The sequence below is a fragment of the Niallia circulans genome (assembly GCF_007273535.1).
Taxonomy (GTDB): domain Bacteria; phylum Bacillota; class Bacilli; order Bacillales; family Cytobacillaceae; genus Niallia; species Niallia circulans_B.
This window is the reverse complement of sequence record NZ_RIBP01000004.1, coordinates 2,032,306-2,050,293: the sequence shown is the minus strand read 5'-3', so window position 1 is coordinate 2,050,293 and position 17,988 is coordinate 2,032,306. Positions and strand designations below refer to the sequence as shown.

Annotated in this window: 18 protein-coding genes and 2 other annotated features; of the genes, 3 read left to right on the top strand and 15 right to left on the bottom strand. The window is 38.7% G+C overall.

All coding sequences use genetic code 11. The annotated features are described in order from the left end of the window. Positions 1 to 10 precede the first annotated feature (10 nt). The 6 genes from polX to CEQ21_RS17965 form a co-directional block, all read right to left on the bottom strand. Positions 11 to 1,729 carry a DNA polymerase/3'-5' exonuclease PolX gene (gene polX, locus CEQ21_RS17990; RefSeq protein ID WP_419181597.1) on the bottom strand — a complete coding sequence of 573 codons (1,719 nt, stop codon included), beginning with the start codon at positions 1,727 to 1,729 and terminating at the stop codon, positions 11 to 13. Between the two features lie 164 nt (positions 1,730 to 1,893). Continuing rightward, on the bottom strand, positions 1,894 to 2,436 hold the full coding sequence (locus tag CEQ21_RS17985) for a CvpA family protein (protein WP_185765701.1): 543 nt from the start codon (positions 2,434 to 2,436) through the stop codon (positions 1,894 to 1,896). A gap of 9 nt (positions 2,437 to 2,445) precedes the next feature. Continuing rightward, the gene (gene zapA, locus CEQ21_RS17980; protein WP_127737111.1) at positions 2,446 to 2,706 is read right to left on the bottom strand and encodes a cell division protein ZapA; all 261 of its coding nucleotides are present in this window, start codon (positions 2,704 to 2,706) and stop codon (positions 2,446 to 2,448) included. 209 nt (positions 2,707 to 2,915) lie between these two features. Beyond that, positions 2,916 to 5,330, bottom strand: coding sequence for a phenylalanine--tRNA ligase subunit beta (pheT, locus tag CEQ21_RS17975; protein ID WP_185765700.1), 2,415 nt, complete (start codon positions 5,328 to 5,330; stop codon positions 2,916 to 2,918). 18 nt (positions 5,331 to 5,348) lie between these two features. Further along, positions 5,349 to 6,389 carry a phenylalanine--tRNA ligase subunit alpha gene (gene pheS, locus CEQ21_RS17970; RefSeq protein ID WP_185765699.1) on the bottom strand — a complete coding sequence of 347 codons (1,041 nt, stop codon included), beginning with the start codon at positions 6,387 to 6,389 and terminating at the stop codon, positions 5,349 to 5,351. 90 nt (positions 6,390 to 6,479) lie between these two features. Next, positions 6,480 to 6,728 (bottom strand) — a binding site (T-box leader). A gap of 71 nt (positions 6,729 to 6,799) precedes the next feature. Next, positions 6,800 to 7,546, bottom strand: coding sequence for a TrmH family RNA methyltransferase (locus CEQ21_RS17965; protein ID WP_185765698.1), 747 nt, complete (start codon positions 7,544 to 7,546; stop codon positions 6,800 to 6,802). Positions 7,547 to 7,681: 135 nt separating this feature from the next. Here CEQ21_RS17965 and sspI point away from each other — a divergent pair, with 135 nt between their 5' ends. Together sspI and CEQ21_RS17955 are read left to right on the top strand one after the other, a co-directional pair. Continuing rightward, positions 7,682 to 7,888, top strand: a complete 207-nt coding sequence (gene sspI / locus CEQ21_RS17960) for a small acid-soluble spore protein SspI (RefSeq protein ID WP_127737103.1) — start codon at positions 7,682 to 7,684, stop codon at positions 7,886 to 7,888. A 330-nt stretch (positions 7,889 to 8,218) separates the two neighbouring features. Further along, positions 8,219 to 9,346 carry an AI-2E family transporter gene (locus tag CEQ21_RS17955; protein WP_185765697.1) on the top strand — a complete coding sequence of 376 codons (1,128 nt, stop codon included), beginning with the start codon at positions 8,219 to 8,221 and terminating at the stop codon, positions 9,344 to 9,346. 103 nt (positions 9,347 to 9,449) lie between these two features. Here the strand turns inward: CEQ21_RS17955 and CEQ21_RS17950 are convergent, their stop codons facing one another. Further along, positions 9,450 to 10,532 carry a M42 family metallopeptidase gene (locus CEQ21_RS17950; RefSeq protein WP_185765696.1) on the bottom strand — a complete coding sequence of 361 codons (1,083 nt, stop codon included), beginning with the start codon at positions 10,530 to 10,532 and terminating at the stop codon, positions 9,450 to 9,452. A 240-nt stretch (positions 10,533 to 10,772) separates the two neighbouring features. Here CEQ21_RS17950 and CEQ21_RS17945 point away from each other — a divergent pair, with 240 nt between their 5' ends. Beyond that, positions 10,773 to 11,126, top strand: a complete 354-nt coding sequence (locus tag CEQ21_RS17945) for a sigma-w pathway protein ysdB (RefSeq protein WP_185765695.1) — start codon at positions 10,773 to 10,775, stop codon at positions 11,124 to 11,126. 14 nt (positions 11,127 to 11,140) lie between these two features. On the opposite strand, the gene CEQ21_RS17940 is transcribed toward CEQ21_RS17945, so the two are convergent. The 8 genes from CEQ21_RS17940 to dnaI form a co-directional block, all read right to left on the bottom strand. Beyond that, positions 11,141 to 11,740 carry a TVP38/TMEM64 family protein gene (locus CEQ21_RS17940; RefSeq protein WP_185765694.1) on the bottom strand — a complete coding sequence of 200 codons (600 nt, stop codon included), beginning with the start codon at positions 11,738 to 11,740 and terminating at the stop codon, positions 11,141 to 11,143. Between the two features lie 62 nt (positions 11,741 to 11,802). Then, on the bottom strand, positions 11,803 to 12,078 hold the full coding sequence (locus CEQ21_RS17935; RefSeq protein WP_185765693.1) for a DUF1294 domain-containing protein: 276 nt from the start codon (positions 12,076 to 12,078) through the stop codon (positions 11,803 to 11,805). 77 nt (positions 12,079 to 12,155) lie between these two features. Then, positions 12,156 to 12,512 carry a 50S ribosomal protein L20 gene (gene rplT, locus CEQ21_RS17930; RefSeq protein WP_185765692.1) on the bottom strand — a complete coding sequence of 119 codons (357 nt, stop codon included), beginning with the start codon at positions 12,510 to 12,512 and terminating at the stop codon, positions 12,156 to 12,158. A 25-nt stretch (positions 12,513 to 12,537) separates the two neighbouring features. Then, a complete protein-coding gene (gene rpmI, locus CEQ21_RS17925; protein ID WP_127737089.1) occupies positions 12,538 to 12,738 on the bottom strand; it encodes a 50S ribosomal protein L35 in 201 nt (66 codons plus the stop codon). 17 nt (positions 12,739 to 12,755) lie between these two features. Next, positions 12,756 to 13,259 (bottom strand): translation initiation factor IF-3, encoded by a 504-nt coding sequence (gene infC / locus CEQ21_RS17920; RefSeq protein WP_127737087.1) that lies wholly within the window; start codon positions 13,257 to 13,259, stop codon positions 12,756 to 12,758. A gap of 153 nt (positions 13,260 to 13,412) precedes the next feature. Beyond that, positions 13,413 to 13,553: a sequence feature (ribosomal protein L20 leader region), on the bottom strand. A 168-nt stretch (positions 13,554 to 13,721) separates the two neighbouring features. After that, positions 13,722 to 15,653 carry a threonine--tRNA ligase gene (thrS, locus tag CEQ21_RS17915; protein WP_185765691.1) on the bottom strand — a complete coding sequence of 644 codons (1,932 nt, stop codon included), beginning with the start codon at positions 15,651 to 15,653 and terminating at the stop codon, positions 13,722 to 13,724. 414 nt (positions 15,654 to 16,067) lie between these two features. After that, a complete protein-coding gene (locus tag CEQ21_RS17910; protein ID WP_185765690.1) occupies positions 16,068 to 16,922 on the bottom strand; it encodes a putative sporulation protein YtxC in 855 nt (284 codons plus the stop codon). A 128-nt stretch (positions 16,923 to 17,050) separates the two neighbouring features. Further along, positions 17,051 to 17,980, bottom strand: a complete 930-nt coding sequence (dnaI, locus tag CEQ21_RS17905) for a primosomal protein DnaI (RefSeq protein WP_185765689.1) — start codon at positions 17,978 to 17,980, stop codon at positions 17,051 to 17,053. Positions 17,981 to 17,988: the final 8 nt, after the last annotated feature.

Genomic DNA, 17,988 nt, shown 5'->3' with positions numbered 1-17,988 from the left:
TTATTAGCTATTATTGATGGCGATTCTTTAAGAAATCCAACAGTTTATCTGTATCCCATGTATTTATCACCGTATCTCTTTTTATCCAGCCCTTTTTTGCTGTTGAAACACCAATGCCCATATAGGCAAGCTCCTTCGTATGATGGGCATCTGTATTAATGACGAGATGAACTCCCGCCTCTTGCGCCATCTTGACATATTCTGCATTCAAATCAAGGCGATTCGGATTGCTGTTAAGCTCAAGCACTGTATTTGTCTCTTTCGCAAGCTTAATTAACTCCTCCATATCGACTTCATAGCCGTCCCTTTTGCCGATTTTCCTGCCTGTCGGATGTGCAATAATATCGACATGTTTATTACGAAGAGCAGTTCCCAAACGTTCCATTATTTTCTTTTTAGGCTGTGAAAAGGACGAATGAATGGATGCAATAACAATGTCCATTTGTTCAAGAAGCTCATCGTCATAGTCGAGTGAACCGTCTGGCAGAATATCCATTTCAATACCTGCAAGAATGGTAATATCATCATACTTCTCATTGAGTGCTTTAATTTTACCTAGCTGCTCTTTCAAACGCTCAGGGGATAAGCCGTTTGCTACCTTCAAATAAAAAGAGTGATCAGTGATCGCCATATAATTGTAGCCGCGCTGTCTATTTGCCTCAATCATTTCTTCGATTGAAAATGCGCCATCACTCCAAGTTGTATGCATATGTAAGTCACCTTTGATATCTTCAAGAGAAACAATCTGCAAATCTTCTTTGTAATCCTCGACCTCTTTTCCGTCCTCGCGCATTTCTGGAGGAATGAATGGTAAACCAAAATAGTTGTAAAATTCAGCTTCTGTCGTGAATGTTTCCACTTCCCCTGTTTCTGTATCCTCCACACCATACTCACTGATTTTTTTGCCGCGCTCCTTGGCAAGCTGCCTCATCCTTACATTATGATCCTTACTTCCTGTAAAATGATGAAGTGTTGTTGCAAATTCCTCTGGCTTCACAAGACGGAAATCAATAGAGACGTCAAATTCTAACTCAAGGACAATACTTACCTTCGTTTTGCCTGCACCTATGACTTCCTTTATTCCGTCTAATGAAAGCAATCTCTCCTTCACCTCAGACGGTGAATTTGTGGCAATAATAAAGTCTAAATCCTTGATAGTCTCCCGCATTCTTCTTATGCTTCCTGCACGAGAAAACCTGTCGATTTCCGCCATTTTTTCCAATTCAGATTCAATCGAAAATGCTACCCTGAGCATATAGGCAAGCGGCAGACGGTCTGGTCTTGAACCAAAGCTGTCGAGCGCTTCTATGATTTTGTCTTCTGTTTTTTTGCCGAAACCACTAAGTGCTTGCACTTTTTTGTTTTGGCAAGCAAGCTTTAAGTCCTCTGCATTTTCAATTCCTAATTCCTTGTAGAGCTTCGCGATTTTTTTGCCGCCAAGACCTGGAAGCTGCAATAAAGGAATTAACCCTTTTGGTACTTCTTCCTTCAGCTCCTTTAAAACGGAAGACTCTCCTGTTGCGATAAATTCCTCGATTACAGCAGCCGTTCCCTTGCCTATACCAGGCAATGCAGTATAGTCCGCTATTTCCTCAAGCGTATGTTCATTTGTCTCTAACGCTTGTGCTGCTTTTCTAAATGCACTTATTTTAAAGGAGTTTTCTCCTTTTAATTCCATATATATCGCAATTTGTTCTAATTGCCGTACTACTTCTTTTTTTGTTGTCATTATAATCACCTACATAATCCTGTTATTGATTAGTATGTTTCCCCTAATTTTGTCAAACAATAATATCATAACATGTTCTGCTGCTTTTCTATAATATGTTGATGCTTAAATTACAACAGAAAAACTCCCCCAGCCTCATTTTGCCGGAAGAGTTTAACTGCCCATTAGGAGCCAACATATTCGAACCATATTTCTTTAATCTTTTCCGAGAAATACGGGGTGTTCTCGATAATGCCTGCTGCAATGAAGGAAGTGTTTAAATGTGTCTGGATAAATTCGACAGGCAGCAGTGCGGCAATATACAGCAAAATAAACAGCACTAAATATGTCTCAACAAAGCCTAGCACGGCACCTGCCCAAGTATTAAGCTGTTTAAGAATGGGAAGACTTGCAACAAAATCGACCATGCTTCCGATAATTTGCCAAATTATTTTCACAGCAAAAAAAATCACCGCAAAGGCAATTGCGCGATAAAATACCTCTTCTAAATTCATGCTGCCAAAAAGGCCTTGAACGAAACTGTTCTCACTTGTATTCGTATAAGGTATCCACAAATTTAATTTACTTGAGAATGGTATATAATATTTCGTTGCCACAATAAAAGCAACGATAAACCCTGTCAAATGAATGATTTGCAGGATGAAGCCTCGTTTTAGTCCTCTCAATAGACCAAAAATCAGCAGGATAATGACGATTATATCTAACATGAACTTTATTCAGCCCTTTTCTCTATTTAATTCATTCTCCAATTCTTCGACGCGATCTATTAACTTAATATAGTCATTTACAATATTCACAGCTGTCAACACTGCTAATTTATTTAAATCAAGGGATGTATTCTTCCCGTTTATCTCGCGCATCTTTTTGTCTACGATAGAGGCAACCAATCGAACATGATTAGAAGATTCTTGGCCAACTATTACATATTCCGTTCCATATATTTTCACATTCGTACGGTTTTTTTGTACATCTGACACTATATTGCCTCCAATTCTACAGAATCCTAATCTATATCATACCATGAAGTGACTTTAGGTGGGAAGTCATTGCATGTTAAATGGAGCAAGTTTTACAGCTTCTAACTATTTAATCGCACAAAAAAGCTGGCCGTAATGGCCAGCTTTTTTCGCTACAAGTAAAAGTCTCCCCTTGCATCGTTAATCAATAATCTTATTTCTTCATTGTGTTAACCTCTTAACACTGCTCCGGCTTTTTCTTTAACAGCCTCTAGCACTTTGTCATGTGATTTTGTTATCATTTCATCTGTTAAAGTCTGTTCTGGATCGAAGTATTTCAGAGAGTATGCAATTGATTTTTTGCCCTCTTCCATTTTATCGCCTTCGTACAAGTCAAATACTTGCACTTCTTTCAGTAGAGAACCGCCTGCTTCGACGATAATGTTTTGAATGTCGCCAGCTAGAATTGTTGTGTCGACAACAAGTGCAATATCTCTTGTTACGCTTGGGAATCTTGGAATTGTTGTATATTGCAGCTCGTTTACTTCTGATGCCAGCAGTTTGCTTAAGTCTAATTCGAAGACATACGTTTCCTTCAAATCAAGCTCATTTTGAACTTGTGGATGCACTTGGCCTGCGAAGCCGATTGACTCACCGTTGAACAAAATGTCAGCTGTTCTTCCAGGATGCATTCCATCCATTGTACCGCGCGTAAACTCGATTGACTTAGATACGCCAAGTTTTTGGAACAATCCTTCAAGCACACCTTTTAAAACGAAGAAATCGACTGGCTTTTTCTCGCCTTGCCAAACATGATTTACCCAAGAACCAGTGATTGCTCCGGCAACATGCTCTCTTTCCTCTGGAAGCTGATTTTGTTCGGTTTCTAAGAACACTACACCAGTTTCATACACGGCAAGACTGTCATTTTGACGTGCTGCATTATACTTAACTACCTCAAGCAGTTGCGGAATAATGCTTTGTCTTAACAACGCTCTTTCTTCACTCATTGGCATTGCCAAACGAACTGGGTTTCTTTTTTCAAGTGCAAACTGCTGTACCTTCTTGTCACTTGTTAATGCATATGTGATAGCTTGATACAAGCCAGCACCTTCTAAGTATTTGCGAACAGAACGACGTTTCTTCTGATACTCTGTTAATGCTCCAGGGATAGAAGCACCAATTGGCAGAGTTGTCGGAATTTCATCATAGCCGAAAAGTCTTGCCACTTCTTCTGTTAAGTCTTCTGGAATAGTAATGTCATTTCTTCTTGTCGGAACTGTCACTGTAAAGCTGCCGTTTTCCACAGACGTCTCGAATTGCAGTCTTTTGAATATATCAGTAACTTCATTGTCAGTTAAAGAAGTTCCTAAAACATTGTTCAGCTTCTCAAGTGTGATGGATACAACCTTCGGCTCAGCTTTAAGTGCATCAACTGTTGCCTCACCTTCCAACACATCACCGCCAGCATAAAGCTGTAGCAATTGTGCTGCTCTGTCTGCAGCTTGACGGACACGATTTGGATCAATCCCTTTTTCATATCTTGCACTTGCTTCACTTCTTAATCCTAATGTTTTGGAAGATTTACGGATAACTCCAGCTTCAAAATAAGCAGATTCAAGAAGAACAGTCGTTGTATCATTTTGAACCTCTGAGTTTGCTCCACCCATAACACCAGCGACAGCCACACCAGTTTCACCATTTGTAATCAGCAGATTATCCTCAGATAATGTTCTCTTTGCATCATCCAAAGTAGTAATTGTTTCGCCTGCTTTTGCTCTTCTCACAAGAATCTCCTTTGAGCCAAGACGATCATAATCAAATGCATGAAGAGGCTGACCGTATTCAAGCAGAATATAGTTCGTGATATCGACAACATTATTATGCGGACGGATACCAGCAGCCATCAGTCTTCCTTGCATCCATAGTGGCGATGGCGCAACCTTAACGTTTTTAATAATTTTAGCAGTGTATAATGGAGCATCTTCACTGTTTTCCACTCTAACACTAATATAATCAGATGCTTTTTCTGCTGCTTGCGGATATTCAACAGCAGGAAGCTTAACATCCTTGCTTAACACTGCTGCAACTTCATAGGCAACTCCAATCATGCTTAAGCAATCAGAACGGTTTGGTGTCAGTCCTAATTCAAGAACTGCATCATCACGCTGCAAATACTCAAGTGCATCTCTTCCTACTTCCACATCACTTGGGAACACGAAAATACCTTCTGAGAAATCCTTTGCAACAAGCTTTGATTCAATGCCAAGCTCAGTAAGGGAACAAATCATTCCATTTGATTCCTCACCGCGCAGCTTCGCCTTTTTAATTTTGAAGTTGCCTGGCAGGACTGCTCCAACTTTAGCGACAGCCACTTTTTGACCAGCATCGACATTTGGTGCGCCACAAACGATTTGTACTGGCTCACCATCACCGACATCCACTAAACATTTATTTAATTTATCTGCATTTGGATGCTGCTCACGCTCAAGCACATGTCCGATGACGATATTTTTCATGCCTTCATTCAATACTTCAACACCTTCAACCTCGATACCGCTTCTTGTGATGCGATCGGCTAATTCTTCTGGTGTTATATCATTTAGATCTATATATTCCTGCAACCATTTATAAGAAACTAACATTTGCTTTCTCCTCCAACCTTAATATTCTGGCACTGAAAATTGTTTTAAGAAACGGATATCATTTGTATAGAAGTGGCGAATATCGTCAACTCCATACTTCAGCATTGCGATACGTTCTGCACCGATTCCAAAGGCAAACCCAGAATATTTCTTCGAGTCAAATCCTGCCATTTCCAGTACATTCGGATGAACCATCCCTGCTCCAAGTACTTCAATCCAGCCAGTGCCTTTACATACACTGCAGCCTGCTCCCTTACAAATACTGCAAGAAATATCGACTTCAACAGAAGGCTCTGTGAATGGGAAGAAGCTTGGACGCAGACGGATTTCTCTGTCATTTCCGAACATTTTTTTCGCGAATACTTCAAGCGTACCTTTAAGGTCGCTCATACGAATATTTTCATCAATAACAAGTCCTTCAATTTGCATAAATTGATGGGAATGTGTCGCGTCATCATTATCACGGCGATACACTTTACCTGGACAGATAATTTTAACAGGTCCTTTTCCTTTATGCTTCTCCATTGTACGTGCTTGAACTGGTGAAGTATGTGTTCTTAAAAGCAGTTCTTCTGTGATATAGAAGGAATCCTGCATATCTCTTGCTGGGTGGTTTTTCGGCAGGTTCAATGCTTCGAAATTATAGTAATCGACTTCAACCTCTGGACCTTCTTCTACCGTATAGCCCATTCCAATAAATAAATCCTCTACTTCCTCAATCACTCTTGTTAAAGAATGGTGATTCCCAACAGCAACTGGACGCCCTGGAAGTGTAATGTCGATTGTTTCCGAAGCGATTTTCTTTTGAACCTCTGCTTCTTCTAACATCGTTTGCTTCTTTTCAATATGGCTTGTAATCTCATCACGAATGACATTGACTAAAGCACCCATTTTCGGACGTTCTTCTGCAGATAATTTTCCCATTCCTTTTAATACTTCTGTAATGGGACCTTTTTTGCCAAGATAAGCTACTCTTATGTCATTTAACTCTTTTACGCTTTCACTGGCTGCTATTGCTTTTAAAGCTTCTTCTTGCAGTTCCTTTAATTTCGCTTCCACTGTTCGTTTCCTCCTTGTAATTTTGCATGAATTGCATAAGCTTTGATTCGCTTTACTTTGAATTAGAACACAAAAAAACCCCATCCCTATAAAAGGGACGAGGTTTATGTATTCGCGGTACCACCCTAATTAACCTGAATTTCAGCATTCAAGTTCACTTCATTTAGATAACGGCATAAATGCCGGAACATCTTTACAATTTCCCTAAAGAAATTGGTCCCGATGCCAACTCAGGAGGTGAACTTCATTCATGCTGCCAGATAAAAATGCTTTCAGTCAAGGCATTTTCTCCCTTTATCAGCAGGGCTATAAACTACTTTTCTCCATCAACGTTTATTCATCATGCAATTTGCCATTATTATAGTATATTTTAAAGCGCATTTCAAACCCATTTTATATTTAGTCAAGACTCAAACGAAATGATACATTAAAATTCCTGCAGCAACGGCCACATTCAATGATTCACTTTTACCATGAATCGGAATATATAAATTTTTATCGGTTGCTGACAGCACCTCTTTACTTACCCCGTTACCTTCATTGCCGACAATCAAGCAAAAGGATGCTGCAGGGGATACTTCGCGGTAATTAACGCCGTTTTCCAAGCTTGTTCCATAAACAGAAACTCCCTTTTCCTTCAAGCCTTCTATGAATTGCGGCAGGTTCTGCTTAATGATTGGCAGGTGAAAATGGCTTCCTTGTGCAGAGCGGACTACTTTTGGATTGTATATATCGACAGTGCCGTCCCCAACGATTACTGCATCAATTCCTGCAGCATCTGCTGTTCGAATTATTGTCCCAAGATTCCCTGGATCCTGCACCTGATCGAGGGCAATAAAGGACCTACCTGTTAGTAGTGCTTGTTCATCTTTATATTGTTCACACAGAGCCACAATCCCTTGCGGTGTTTCTGTGTCAGTTAGCTGTAAAATAATTTCTTGGGTTACGATTGTAACGGGAATATCGCTGTAATCCCAAGCAGGCATTTCTATTTCCTCAGAAATAATCAATTGCTTTATCGCATTTGCTTTAAGAGCCTCTTCCACTAAATGAAATCCTTCGACAAGAAAGGTCCCTGTTTTGTCTCTTTCTTTTTTAGTCAGGCATTTTTTCCACTCTTTCACTTGAGGGTTTTTCGCAGAAAGTATATGTTTCAAATTGCATGTCTCCTCACTTAAACTAACCATTGTTTCCTATTTTTTTATTATAGCGTAAAGAATATACATAATAAACGTCAAATGAGAAATGATATAGTGTGGGCTTTCTTATAATAGGAAAAAGGAGTGCTATCCATGAGTTTAAACTTACGAAACGCGATTATCCATAACGTATCAGGTAATTCACAGGACGAGTTAAAAGCAACAATTGTTGACGCTATCCAAAATGGCGAAGAGAAAATGCTGCCAGGTCTTGGTGTGCTGTTTGAAGTAATCTGGCAAAATTCTTCCGATCAAGATAAAACAGAAATGCTGCAGACACTAGAAACTGGATTAAAATAAATCTGGGGGATTTAGTTCTCCCACACTTAAGATAAAGATATTTAGCAACTTGGCTTTTCAGCCAAAACAAGGATTTCTACACTTAAAACGTATTAACTGTTATGACCGTTTAGGAGGAGAAGGTATTCCTCCTATTTTTTTTGAAAATTTTTCTTACTTAATTATGAAACTTATTTATTAGTCAATCGTATTTCCTTATTAGCATCCATTTGTAATGTTATAATCTTGGTATATCAGGGTATAATTCTAATAGATTTTTATGCTATACTACGTTACATATATTTTTACATAGATGCAATGTAATAATTAAAGAAAAAAGGTGAAGATAACTTGACGAAAAAGAAGTTCCATTATTGGCTTTTGCAAGTATTGTTGATTGTAGCAATCATCTATGTTTGCACAAAAATATCTTTTTTATTCCAGCCTGTAGCTGTATTGTTCACTACTTTGTTTTTCCCCATAATCATCACAGGCTTTTTGTATTTCCTGCTCAACCCGATCGTAACTTTTTTGCAAAAATATAAAGTGCCGAAAACATTAGCTATTATTATTATTTATGTAGTAGTAATAGGATTAATTATTTTAGCGGTCGGCAGTGTCATTCCGCTAATCAGCAAGCAGATCACAGAGCTTTTCAGCAATATTCCAAACTATGCGGATCAAGCTATTAAATTCTTTAATACTTTAAATGATACAAAGCAATACAAATGGCTCCTTAATCAGGAATATGTCACAATGGGCGACATTACCGAGAAGCTGAATGACTATGCTCAAACAATTCCAAGCAGCATAACAAACAGCATCAGTGCCATTATCAGTACAATGACAAACATTACGATAACAATTGTTACTGTTCCTTTCTTGCTCTTTTACAGCTTCAAGGACGGCAGTAAGTTTCCTTCTGCATTATCGAAGTTTTTCCCTGTTTCTTATCGCAAGGAAGCTACAAAAATTCTAAAAGATACTGGCGAAACTTTAGCTGCTTATATTCAGGGACAAGTTATGGTTGCCCTATTTGTTGGTACACTTGCTTTAATTGGTTACTGGATTATTGGTCTCGATTATGCTTTAGTAATGGCACTGATTGTTGCTGTTACTAACATTATCCCATATGTTGGACCACTTATCGGCGGAGCGCCTGCTGTTATTATCGCATTATTCACTTCACCGACACAGGCACTTTTAGTAATTCTCGTCATTACGATTGCTCAGCAAATCGAAGGTAATATCCTTTCACCACTTATTTTAGGTAAAAGGCTAGATACCCATCCTGCTACTATTATTGTTCTGTTGCTTGTCGCAGGGAACTTAGCAGGTATACTTGGAATGATACTAGCAGTTCCAACATATGCTGTAGCAAAAACAATTGTTTTGAACATCAATCGATTCCTAAAGGCACGAAAAGCGGCAATATTAAACAATACTCCGCCACCACCGCCGCCAATTGATTTAAGTTAAAATAAACGGTTTGTCCTGTCATTGGGCAAACCGTTTTTGTTTTTGCTTATCATTCACTAAATAAAAAAAGAGACCAGTTTACTTTTTCTGGTCTCTTTATCAATTATTTAAATGTCAGTTCTTTCACTGTCTCACTGTCGAGCTTTTTAATAACCTCGATAATAAGCTTAACTGCATTTTCGTAATCATCACGATGAAGCATTGCTGCATGTGAGTGGATATAGCGTGTTGCAATTGTAATGGACAATGCTGGTACACCGTTATGTGTTAAGTGGATGGCACCAGAATCTGTTCCGCCGCCAGGTACACTGTCGAATTGATACGGTATATTTTGAGCATCTGCTGTATCTGTCACTAAGTCTCTTAAGCCTTTATGAGAAACCATGCTAGCATCATACAAAATAATTTGCGGGCCTTTACCCATTTTACTTAACGCTTCTTTTTCTGTGACGCCAGGTGTATCACCAGCGATACCTACATCCACGCCGAATGCAATGTCAGGCTGAATTTTCTGAGCAGCTGTTCTTGCACCACGCAAGCCGACCTCTTCCTGAACTGTTCCGACACCATAAACAGTATTAGGATGTTCAGTGCCCTTTAAGCCTTTAAGGACATCAATGGCAATCGCACAGCCAATACGGTTATCCCATGCTTTAGCAAGCAGCATTTTTTCGTTGTTCATAACAGTGAACTCAAAATATGGTACGACCATATCTCCAGGCTTAACTCCCCATTCATTTGCTTCTTCTTTTGAAGCAGCACCGATATCGATAAACATATCTTTAATTTCAACTGGCTTTTTACGGGCTTCTGGAGACAGAATATGCGGCGGTTTTGAACCGATAACACCAGTGATATCTCCCTTGCTTGTTACAATCGTAACACGCTGTGCCAGCATTACTTGTGACCACCAGCCTCCAACTGTCTGAAAGTATAGAAATCCTTTATCGTCAATTCTTGTGATCATAAAGCCCACTTCATCTAAGTGGCCAGCCACCATGATTTTCGGACCGTCTTCTTTACCTGTTTTTTTGGCAATAAGACTGCCTAAATTATCTGTCGTCACTTCATCCGCATATGGTGATATGTATTTTTTCATAACTTCTCTTGGTTCTCTTTCATTGCCTGGTATGCCTTTAGCGTCTGTTAAATCTTTCAGCATTGATAATGTTTCATCTAGCTTCATTTTACTTCGACTCCCTTAATATTAATCATTCAAATCATTCTTATTATACTAATAAATTAAAAATCTTCCTAGTATTATGCTGAGATAGTGATGTAATCATTAATATTATGCTTTAAATTCGCTGATTTAAAAGTCTCTTTTGTATTTTTAAAAAAATATTTTCTAAAAGTTGAAACCTTATTTGTTTTTACACGTATAGAATTAGCTAAAGTTTTATCAAAAAATTTGGAGGCTTTATTTATGATGTTGCTCTTGCGTTTGCTGTTATTGGCTCTTATCATCTTTATTGTTTATCGTATCATTTCATTTGCTGCAAGCCCTGTACGAAGGCTTGAATTTGCTAAAAGAGGCAATAGGTTTTATCTGATTGATGACCGGAAAAATGTCCGAATGAATCTCCTTGTCACATATAAAGGCTTTTTATTTGAAGGGGAGAAATATGTACACCCAATCGACAATAAAACGGTAAGCAGGATTTTATTATGGCCGACTGAACCTTATGACACGAAGCTTATGGATGCTGATGTCCGCTTTTTGGAGGAATCGTTAAAAGCTGTTTATCCTAATTCAAAAATAGACTGGAAAAAATCCTAATAAAAAACAAAAAGCTAAACGGAGTGTTTAGCTTTTTTTTCTTGCTTATCCTCTTTAAAAAACTCATGCCATTTAATAATGGTCATTTTTTCTCGCAAAATATACACTAATACAGCTAATGCAAATAGAATAACAATAATCATCGTCGGTGAAAATTGGCTGATAAACTGCCCAAAAATAGTATAAAAAAAGGCGAGCGGTATATTTGTGACAAAAGAGGATTTTAAATAATTTTTAAAAGTTTTTGTCCGCTCCAGAAGGCAAAAGTTTAAGAGATGATAATGGATAAAAGGGATTAGCCTCAAAACAGCTACTTGGCCTGTTGTAAGATTGCGGTATTCACCGAACCACCTTTTCTTCAAAACACTTAGCTTTTGATGAGTTTTAGGCATTCGATGAATGACAATATAGAAAAATAGACAGTTTATTGTCAGACCTATGACCGAATAGATGGTTCCGAATGTTACACCAAAAAGCACTCCACCGGCTATACAAACTAGCATTGGCGGGATGAACAATACTTGCCTTAATGTATGGAAGAGAATAAACGCTATCGGTGCAAGGACCCCGCCTATTTCTACCATAACAAAAAGCATGGATAATTGATCTTCCATTCTATCACCTTCAGTTTGTGAGAATCATGCTGTTACTTAAGTGTATAGCCAAACCTTCGAATTTATGCTAATTCATTTAATATATATAGAAGTGCAATCGTCTCCACTATTGCTAGCATTGGAAGGCCAACTTTAAAGGCTGTATGCTTCGTTTTATGGCGAAATTGCTTCATTCCAAGCGTCATGCCTAAAGCTCCGAACAAAAAGGCGACAGTCCATAATTGGTTTTCGCTGATCCGATAAGCATGCCTTCTAGCCCGATCCTTATCTATTTTCATAACAAAATATCCGAGCAGATTAATAAGAAGCCAATATATACAAATGATTGGGATAGTCATTTTCTTCCTCCTAATCTTTTTTCTATAAAACAAAAAGAAGGCATTATATATGCCTTCTTGTTTTAAGCTTAAAAAGCTTATTTAATGTTTTGTTTTGCTACAGTTGCTAATTCAGCAAATGCTTTTTCGTCGCTTACAGCAAGCTCAGCAAGCATTTTGCGGTTTACTTCGATACCAGCAACTTTCAAACCGTGCATTAAACGGCTGTAAGAAAGACCGTTGATGCGTGCAGCTGCGTTGATACGAGCAATCCAAAGTTTGCGGAAGTCGCGTTTTTTCTGACGACGATCGCGGTATGCATACATTAGGGATTTCATAACTTGTTGGTTAGCAACTTTGTATAATGTATGTTTTGAACCGAAATAACCTTTAGCTAATTTAAGAACTTTTTTACGACGTTTGCGTGTAACTGTACCGCCTTTAACACGTGGCATATTATTTCCCTCCTATTTGGAAAAATTACTTAATGTTTACTAATAAATTACGGATGCGTTTGTAATCTCCTGAAGATACAATAGCACCTTTACGAAGCTTACGTTTTTGTTTTGTAGATTTGTTAGCGAATAAATGGCTTGTGTAAGCATGTGAACGTTTTAGTTTACCAGAGCCAGTCTTTTTGAAACGCTTAGCTGCTCCACGGTGAGTTTTCATTTTTGGCATTTCGTATTCCTCCTCGTTTACTTGTCGTTTTTAGGCGCTAAAGTCATGAACATGCTTCGGCCGTCCATTTTCGGGTGTGATTCCACTGTGGCAACTTCTGTACAAGCTTCTGCAAAGCGAACTAGTACACGTTGACCAATTTCTTTATGTGTAATGGCACGTCCTTTAAAACGGATGGATGCCTTAACTTTATCGCCTTTTTCCAAGAACTTGATTGCATTGCGAAGCTTTGTATTAAAGTCATGCTCATCAATAGTCGGACTAAGGCGAACCTCTTTGATATTAATGATTTTTTGATTTTTACGTGCTTCTTTATCTTTCTTTTGCTGTTCAAACTTATATTTACCGTAGTCCATGATACGAGCTACTGGTGGTTTAGCGTTTGGAGCAACAAGAACTACATCAAGATTTACACGTGTTGCAATTTCTAGAGCTTCAAACTTCGTTTTAATGCCAAGCTGTTCACCGTTTTGGTCAATAAGACGAACTTCTCTAGCACGAATACCTTCATTTAAAATCATATCTTTGCTAATAGTTAAACACCTCCAAGGTTAATTGACGAATACAACGTTCGGGTCAAGAACTTAACAAGAAAAGCTTCGCGATCCTTTTTCAGTGCTAAGTACCAATTGACACTTGACTCCCCAGTTGAAATCGCACATTTGGATTTGCATCCAAAATAAAAAGTGTGGATGATTCAAAAATCACCCACACTTACGATAACCATAGTAAGACCTAAATTGTTTACGTAATACCTGTTAACTACTTGGAATTCGCGTCAATCAGGTGAGAAGCGGGTGCTTCTTCTTTTCCTCAAACTTTATATTCAATTTACCTTAGTAACTATATCACAGTCGAAATGGATAAGTCAACGAAAGAATTATCACTACGAAAAAAATTTTATCAAAATTCTTACGTTATTGCAATACCTTTTGCATAATTTCCTGTTTTTTCGATCTAACTCCGTATTTTGGAAGGAGTTTTTATCTTTTTACTTCAGCCAAAAGGCCTTGAAGGAAGGCGTCGAAAGGAATTGTTTCGGACTTTTGCTCTCCGTATTTACGCACATTGACAGCATTCTCTTCCACTTCTTTATCACCCACAACAAGCATGTAAGGGATTTTTTGCATTTGTGCTTCTCTAATTTTGTAGCCTATTTTCTCGTCCCGCTCATCAAGCTCTACACGGAACCCTTGATTTTGAAGCTGCTCTTGTACCTTTTTCGCATAATCAAAATGAACAGATGGTGATACCGGAATCACTTGGACTTGAACAGGTGCCAGCCATGTTGGGAACGCACCTTTATATTCTTCAATCAAGAAGGCGATGAATCTTTCCATTGTTGATACAACACCTCTGTGGATAACAACAGGACGGTGTTGCTTGCCGTCTTCGCCAACATATGTCAGATCAAAGCGCTCCGGCAATAAGAAGTCAAGCTGAACAGTAGACAAAGTTTCATCTTTGCCAAGGGCAGTTTTAACTTGAACATCAAGCTTTGGACCATAGAATGCTGCTTCTCCTTCAGCTTCGTAGTAATCTAAGCCAAGGTCATCCATTGCCTCTTTCAGCATGCTTTGTGCTTTGTTCCACATGTCATCATCATCGAAATATTTCTCTGTATCTTGCGGATCACGGTAAGACAAACGGAATGAATAATCTGTCAGGTTAAAGTCCTTGTAAACATCCAGCACAAGGTTAACAACACGTTTGAACTCATCCTTAATTTGATCAGGACGAACAAAGATATGAGCGTCATTTAAAGTCATCCCGCGAACACGCTGAAGTCCAGATAGGGCACCAGACATTTCGTAGCGGTGCATTGTTCCAAGCTCTGCAATACGAATTGGAAGCTCTCTGTAGCTATGAATGTCATTTTTGTACACAACCATATGGTGCGGACAGTTCATCGGACGAAGAACAAGCTGCTCATTGTCCATGTCCATTACAGGGAACATATCCTCTTGGTAATGATCCCAGTGACCAGAAGTCTTGTAAAGATCAACACTACCCATGATTGGTGTGTATACATGCTGATAGCCTAATCTTTCTTCTTTATCAACAATGTATCTTTCCAAAATTCGTCTGACTGTTGCACCTTTTGGCAGCCACAATGGAAGACCTTGTCCGACTTTTTGAGATGTCATAAACAAATCAAGCTCTTTACCGATTTTACGGTGATCTCTTTCTTTTGCTTCTTCCAATAAACGAAGATGCTCATTAAGATCTGCTTTTTTGAAGAAGGCAGTTCCATAAATACGCTGCAGCATTTTATTGTCACTATTACCTCTCCAGTATGCTCCTGCAATATTCAATAGTTTGAATTCCTTCAATTTACCTGTAGAAGGCACATGCACACCGCGGCACAGGTCAATAAATTCGCCTTGCTCATATAATGTTACTGTCTCATTTGCCGGAATTGCTTCAATCAGCTCAAGCTTGTATTCATCATCCATCTCCGTAAATAGCTTAACCGCATCATCACGGCTTACTTCTTTACGAATGATTTCCAAGTTTTCATTGATGATTTTTGCCATTTCCTTTTCAATTATTGGCAGATCTTCTGGAGTAAGTGATTTCTCCAAATCAATATCATAGTAAAAACCGCCTTCAATAACAGGACCTACTCCAAGCTTTACATTTCCATGCAGCCTTTTAATAGCTTGTGCCATTAAGTGAGCAGTACTGTGGCGAAGAATTTCCAATGCCTCTTCTCTTTCAGGTGTAATGATTTCAAAAGAAGCATCTTCATCAATAGGTCTTCTTAAGTCAAATAATTCACCATTTACTTTACCTGCAAGGGCTTTTTTCTTTAATCCAGGACTAATTGATCCGGCAATTTCTTCTGTAGTTGTACCTGCAGAAAACTCCTTAACCGCTCCATCCGGAAATGTAATTTTTATCATTTCTGACATAACTATTTCCTCCTTAAATGCTTGTTTATCTCTTCATGCTAAAGGACCAAAACGCAAAAAAACCCGTCCCTGTAGAAAGGGACGAGTTTATATGAAATAATCACGTGGTTCCACCCTAATTCCCGCTTTTTCCCTTTCAAAGGTAAGGTAAAAAACGGCTTTAGAAAAACAGATAACGGCTGCCTCCGTTAGTCAATAGTAAGGGGCATGCCCTGTTCCTGGCTAAAGTTTAAAGGTGGTAAGCATTCCTCATCGTGTTAGGAAGCTCCCAGCATTTGCTTCCCTCTCTTAAAACCGTATAAGAAAACTATTGTCCTTATCATAACATGTATTCGATATAGGTATTTTATGTACGTTATTATATGCTTTATGGACCATAAAAGCAAGTAGCCAACAATATTTTTAAAAAAGCAATTAGAAAGTATGTGGTGTCCCATGGAAGAACGCATCTTTCTCCATAATATTGACCCGCTCTTCAAAAATATTCATGATTGTGCGAACGATTGGCTGCTCTCTGTCTTCTGTATACAAATAAATATTTTTCGGGGCGAGAGAAAGCAGCGGTCCAATTGAAAATGGATCTATATAAACAGATTGGTATGTGAACATCTTTCTGTCCAGTATTTTCATTAAGTCTTGTTGAGACAATTCCCTGTATTCCGAATCGTAGAACTGAATTTCTAAATCTACAAGCACATGTATCGCCTGGATTTTTGGGCTGCGATTTCCCAAGAAGTCCCGTAAAGTATGAATAAAGACTTGATATTCCTGTTCCATTTTATATTCATCAATAGAAATTTCGACATAGCTGTTCAGCTTTTGTGTGTAATTCTGCAACCTAAAGGTAACAAAGCTGTCGAAGGAGAAAGAGAAATTATCCTTTAACAAATCACCAAGCGCCTTATCAAGACATTCATGCAAATGGATTTTGCCAAGAAGGCTTGCAAGGTCTCTTCTTTCCTTCTCAAGCAGGCTGTGCAAGATTTCAAGTATAAGGCGCTGCTCTGCTTCATCTTCATAGTAATACCTGTCAAGCAATACTTGCCTTGCCCATTCTTCTGATTTGTAATGAAGAATAAACTCTGCTAATACCATTTTCAAAGTTTGCATAAACAAACTGTTTTGCCCAGTTTCCCAACTGAACTTTAAGCGAAACTCATGCTCTTCTTGAATGGAGCTAATAGCCCAGTCTGTATGTTTATATTTAAGATTGATTAGTCTTAGCAATTTTTCGCCATCGCCTTTTTTCTGAAAAATGACTTCAATCAATCGTAACCCCCCTTTATGAAAAAAATCCTTGTTAGCATGTATATGGGGATACACCAAAAAATAGAAGTCACGACAGGAATCTTCGCAAATAAAAAGACAGCCCAATAATAGGGCTGCCCTAGATAACATCATTTTCTTTTATTTTCACCTTTTATATGAATTGGCTCTGCCAAATATCTAATTCTTTCCATTACCCGCATCGCCTTCATTTTTTCCTCTTCGCCACGCTGCGAGTATGTGAGATGGTATTCTAAACCATTAAAATCAAAGTTGGAGCTGAACAATGTCGGTAAATTTTCCAGCATTCTGAATTGAAGAATCGGTCCAAGAACTTCATCCCTTATCCAGCTTGACATGGTTTCAGCACCAATATCATCAAGCATAAGAACAGGCTCTCTTTTAATACTCTCAATCTTGTCATTCAATGTATTGTCGGCAATAGAGCTTTTCATTTCCCTGAATAATTCCGGCACATAAACAATCATCGAGGAAACCTGCATTTGCGACAGCTCATTTGCAATCGCTCCAAGCATATATGATTTTCCCACACCAAATTCACCAAAGAAATACAAGCCCTTTTGCCTTTGACCTGGCTCGTATTGCTTCACGAAATTTATCGCTGCTCTCACCGCTTGCGCACGGTCCTGGCCAATGTCCAAAGTATTGAAGGAAGCCTTCAGGATATCCTTCGGCACATGCAGGCTCCGTATAAGTTTTTCCTTTTTCTTTTGGCTGTCATCCATCATTTTGCGAGGGCAGACATCGTATTGAATGTCAATCGCTCCCCTGTTGATCACCAATTTCGGATGATATCCTTGCATCATATTGATGCACTGACCAAGGCTCGGACATTTTTGACACTCTTTACTCTGGTTTGCGTATTCATACAGCTTCATCATGCCTGTTTCTAGCATACGCGGATTGATTTCCTCCTCATTTTCTCGAAGGAAGGTTTTCACATCTGGATGGTTAAGCACCTGTTCCTTCATCGCTTTATACCGTTCTTGAAATCCACCGTTTGCGCCAAGCTTGCGAAGTGTATCGTTAATGCTTTCCATACTACTCA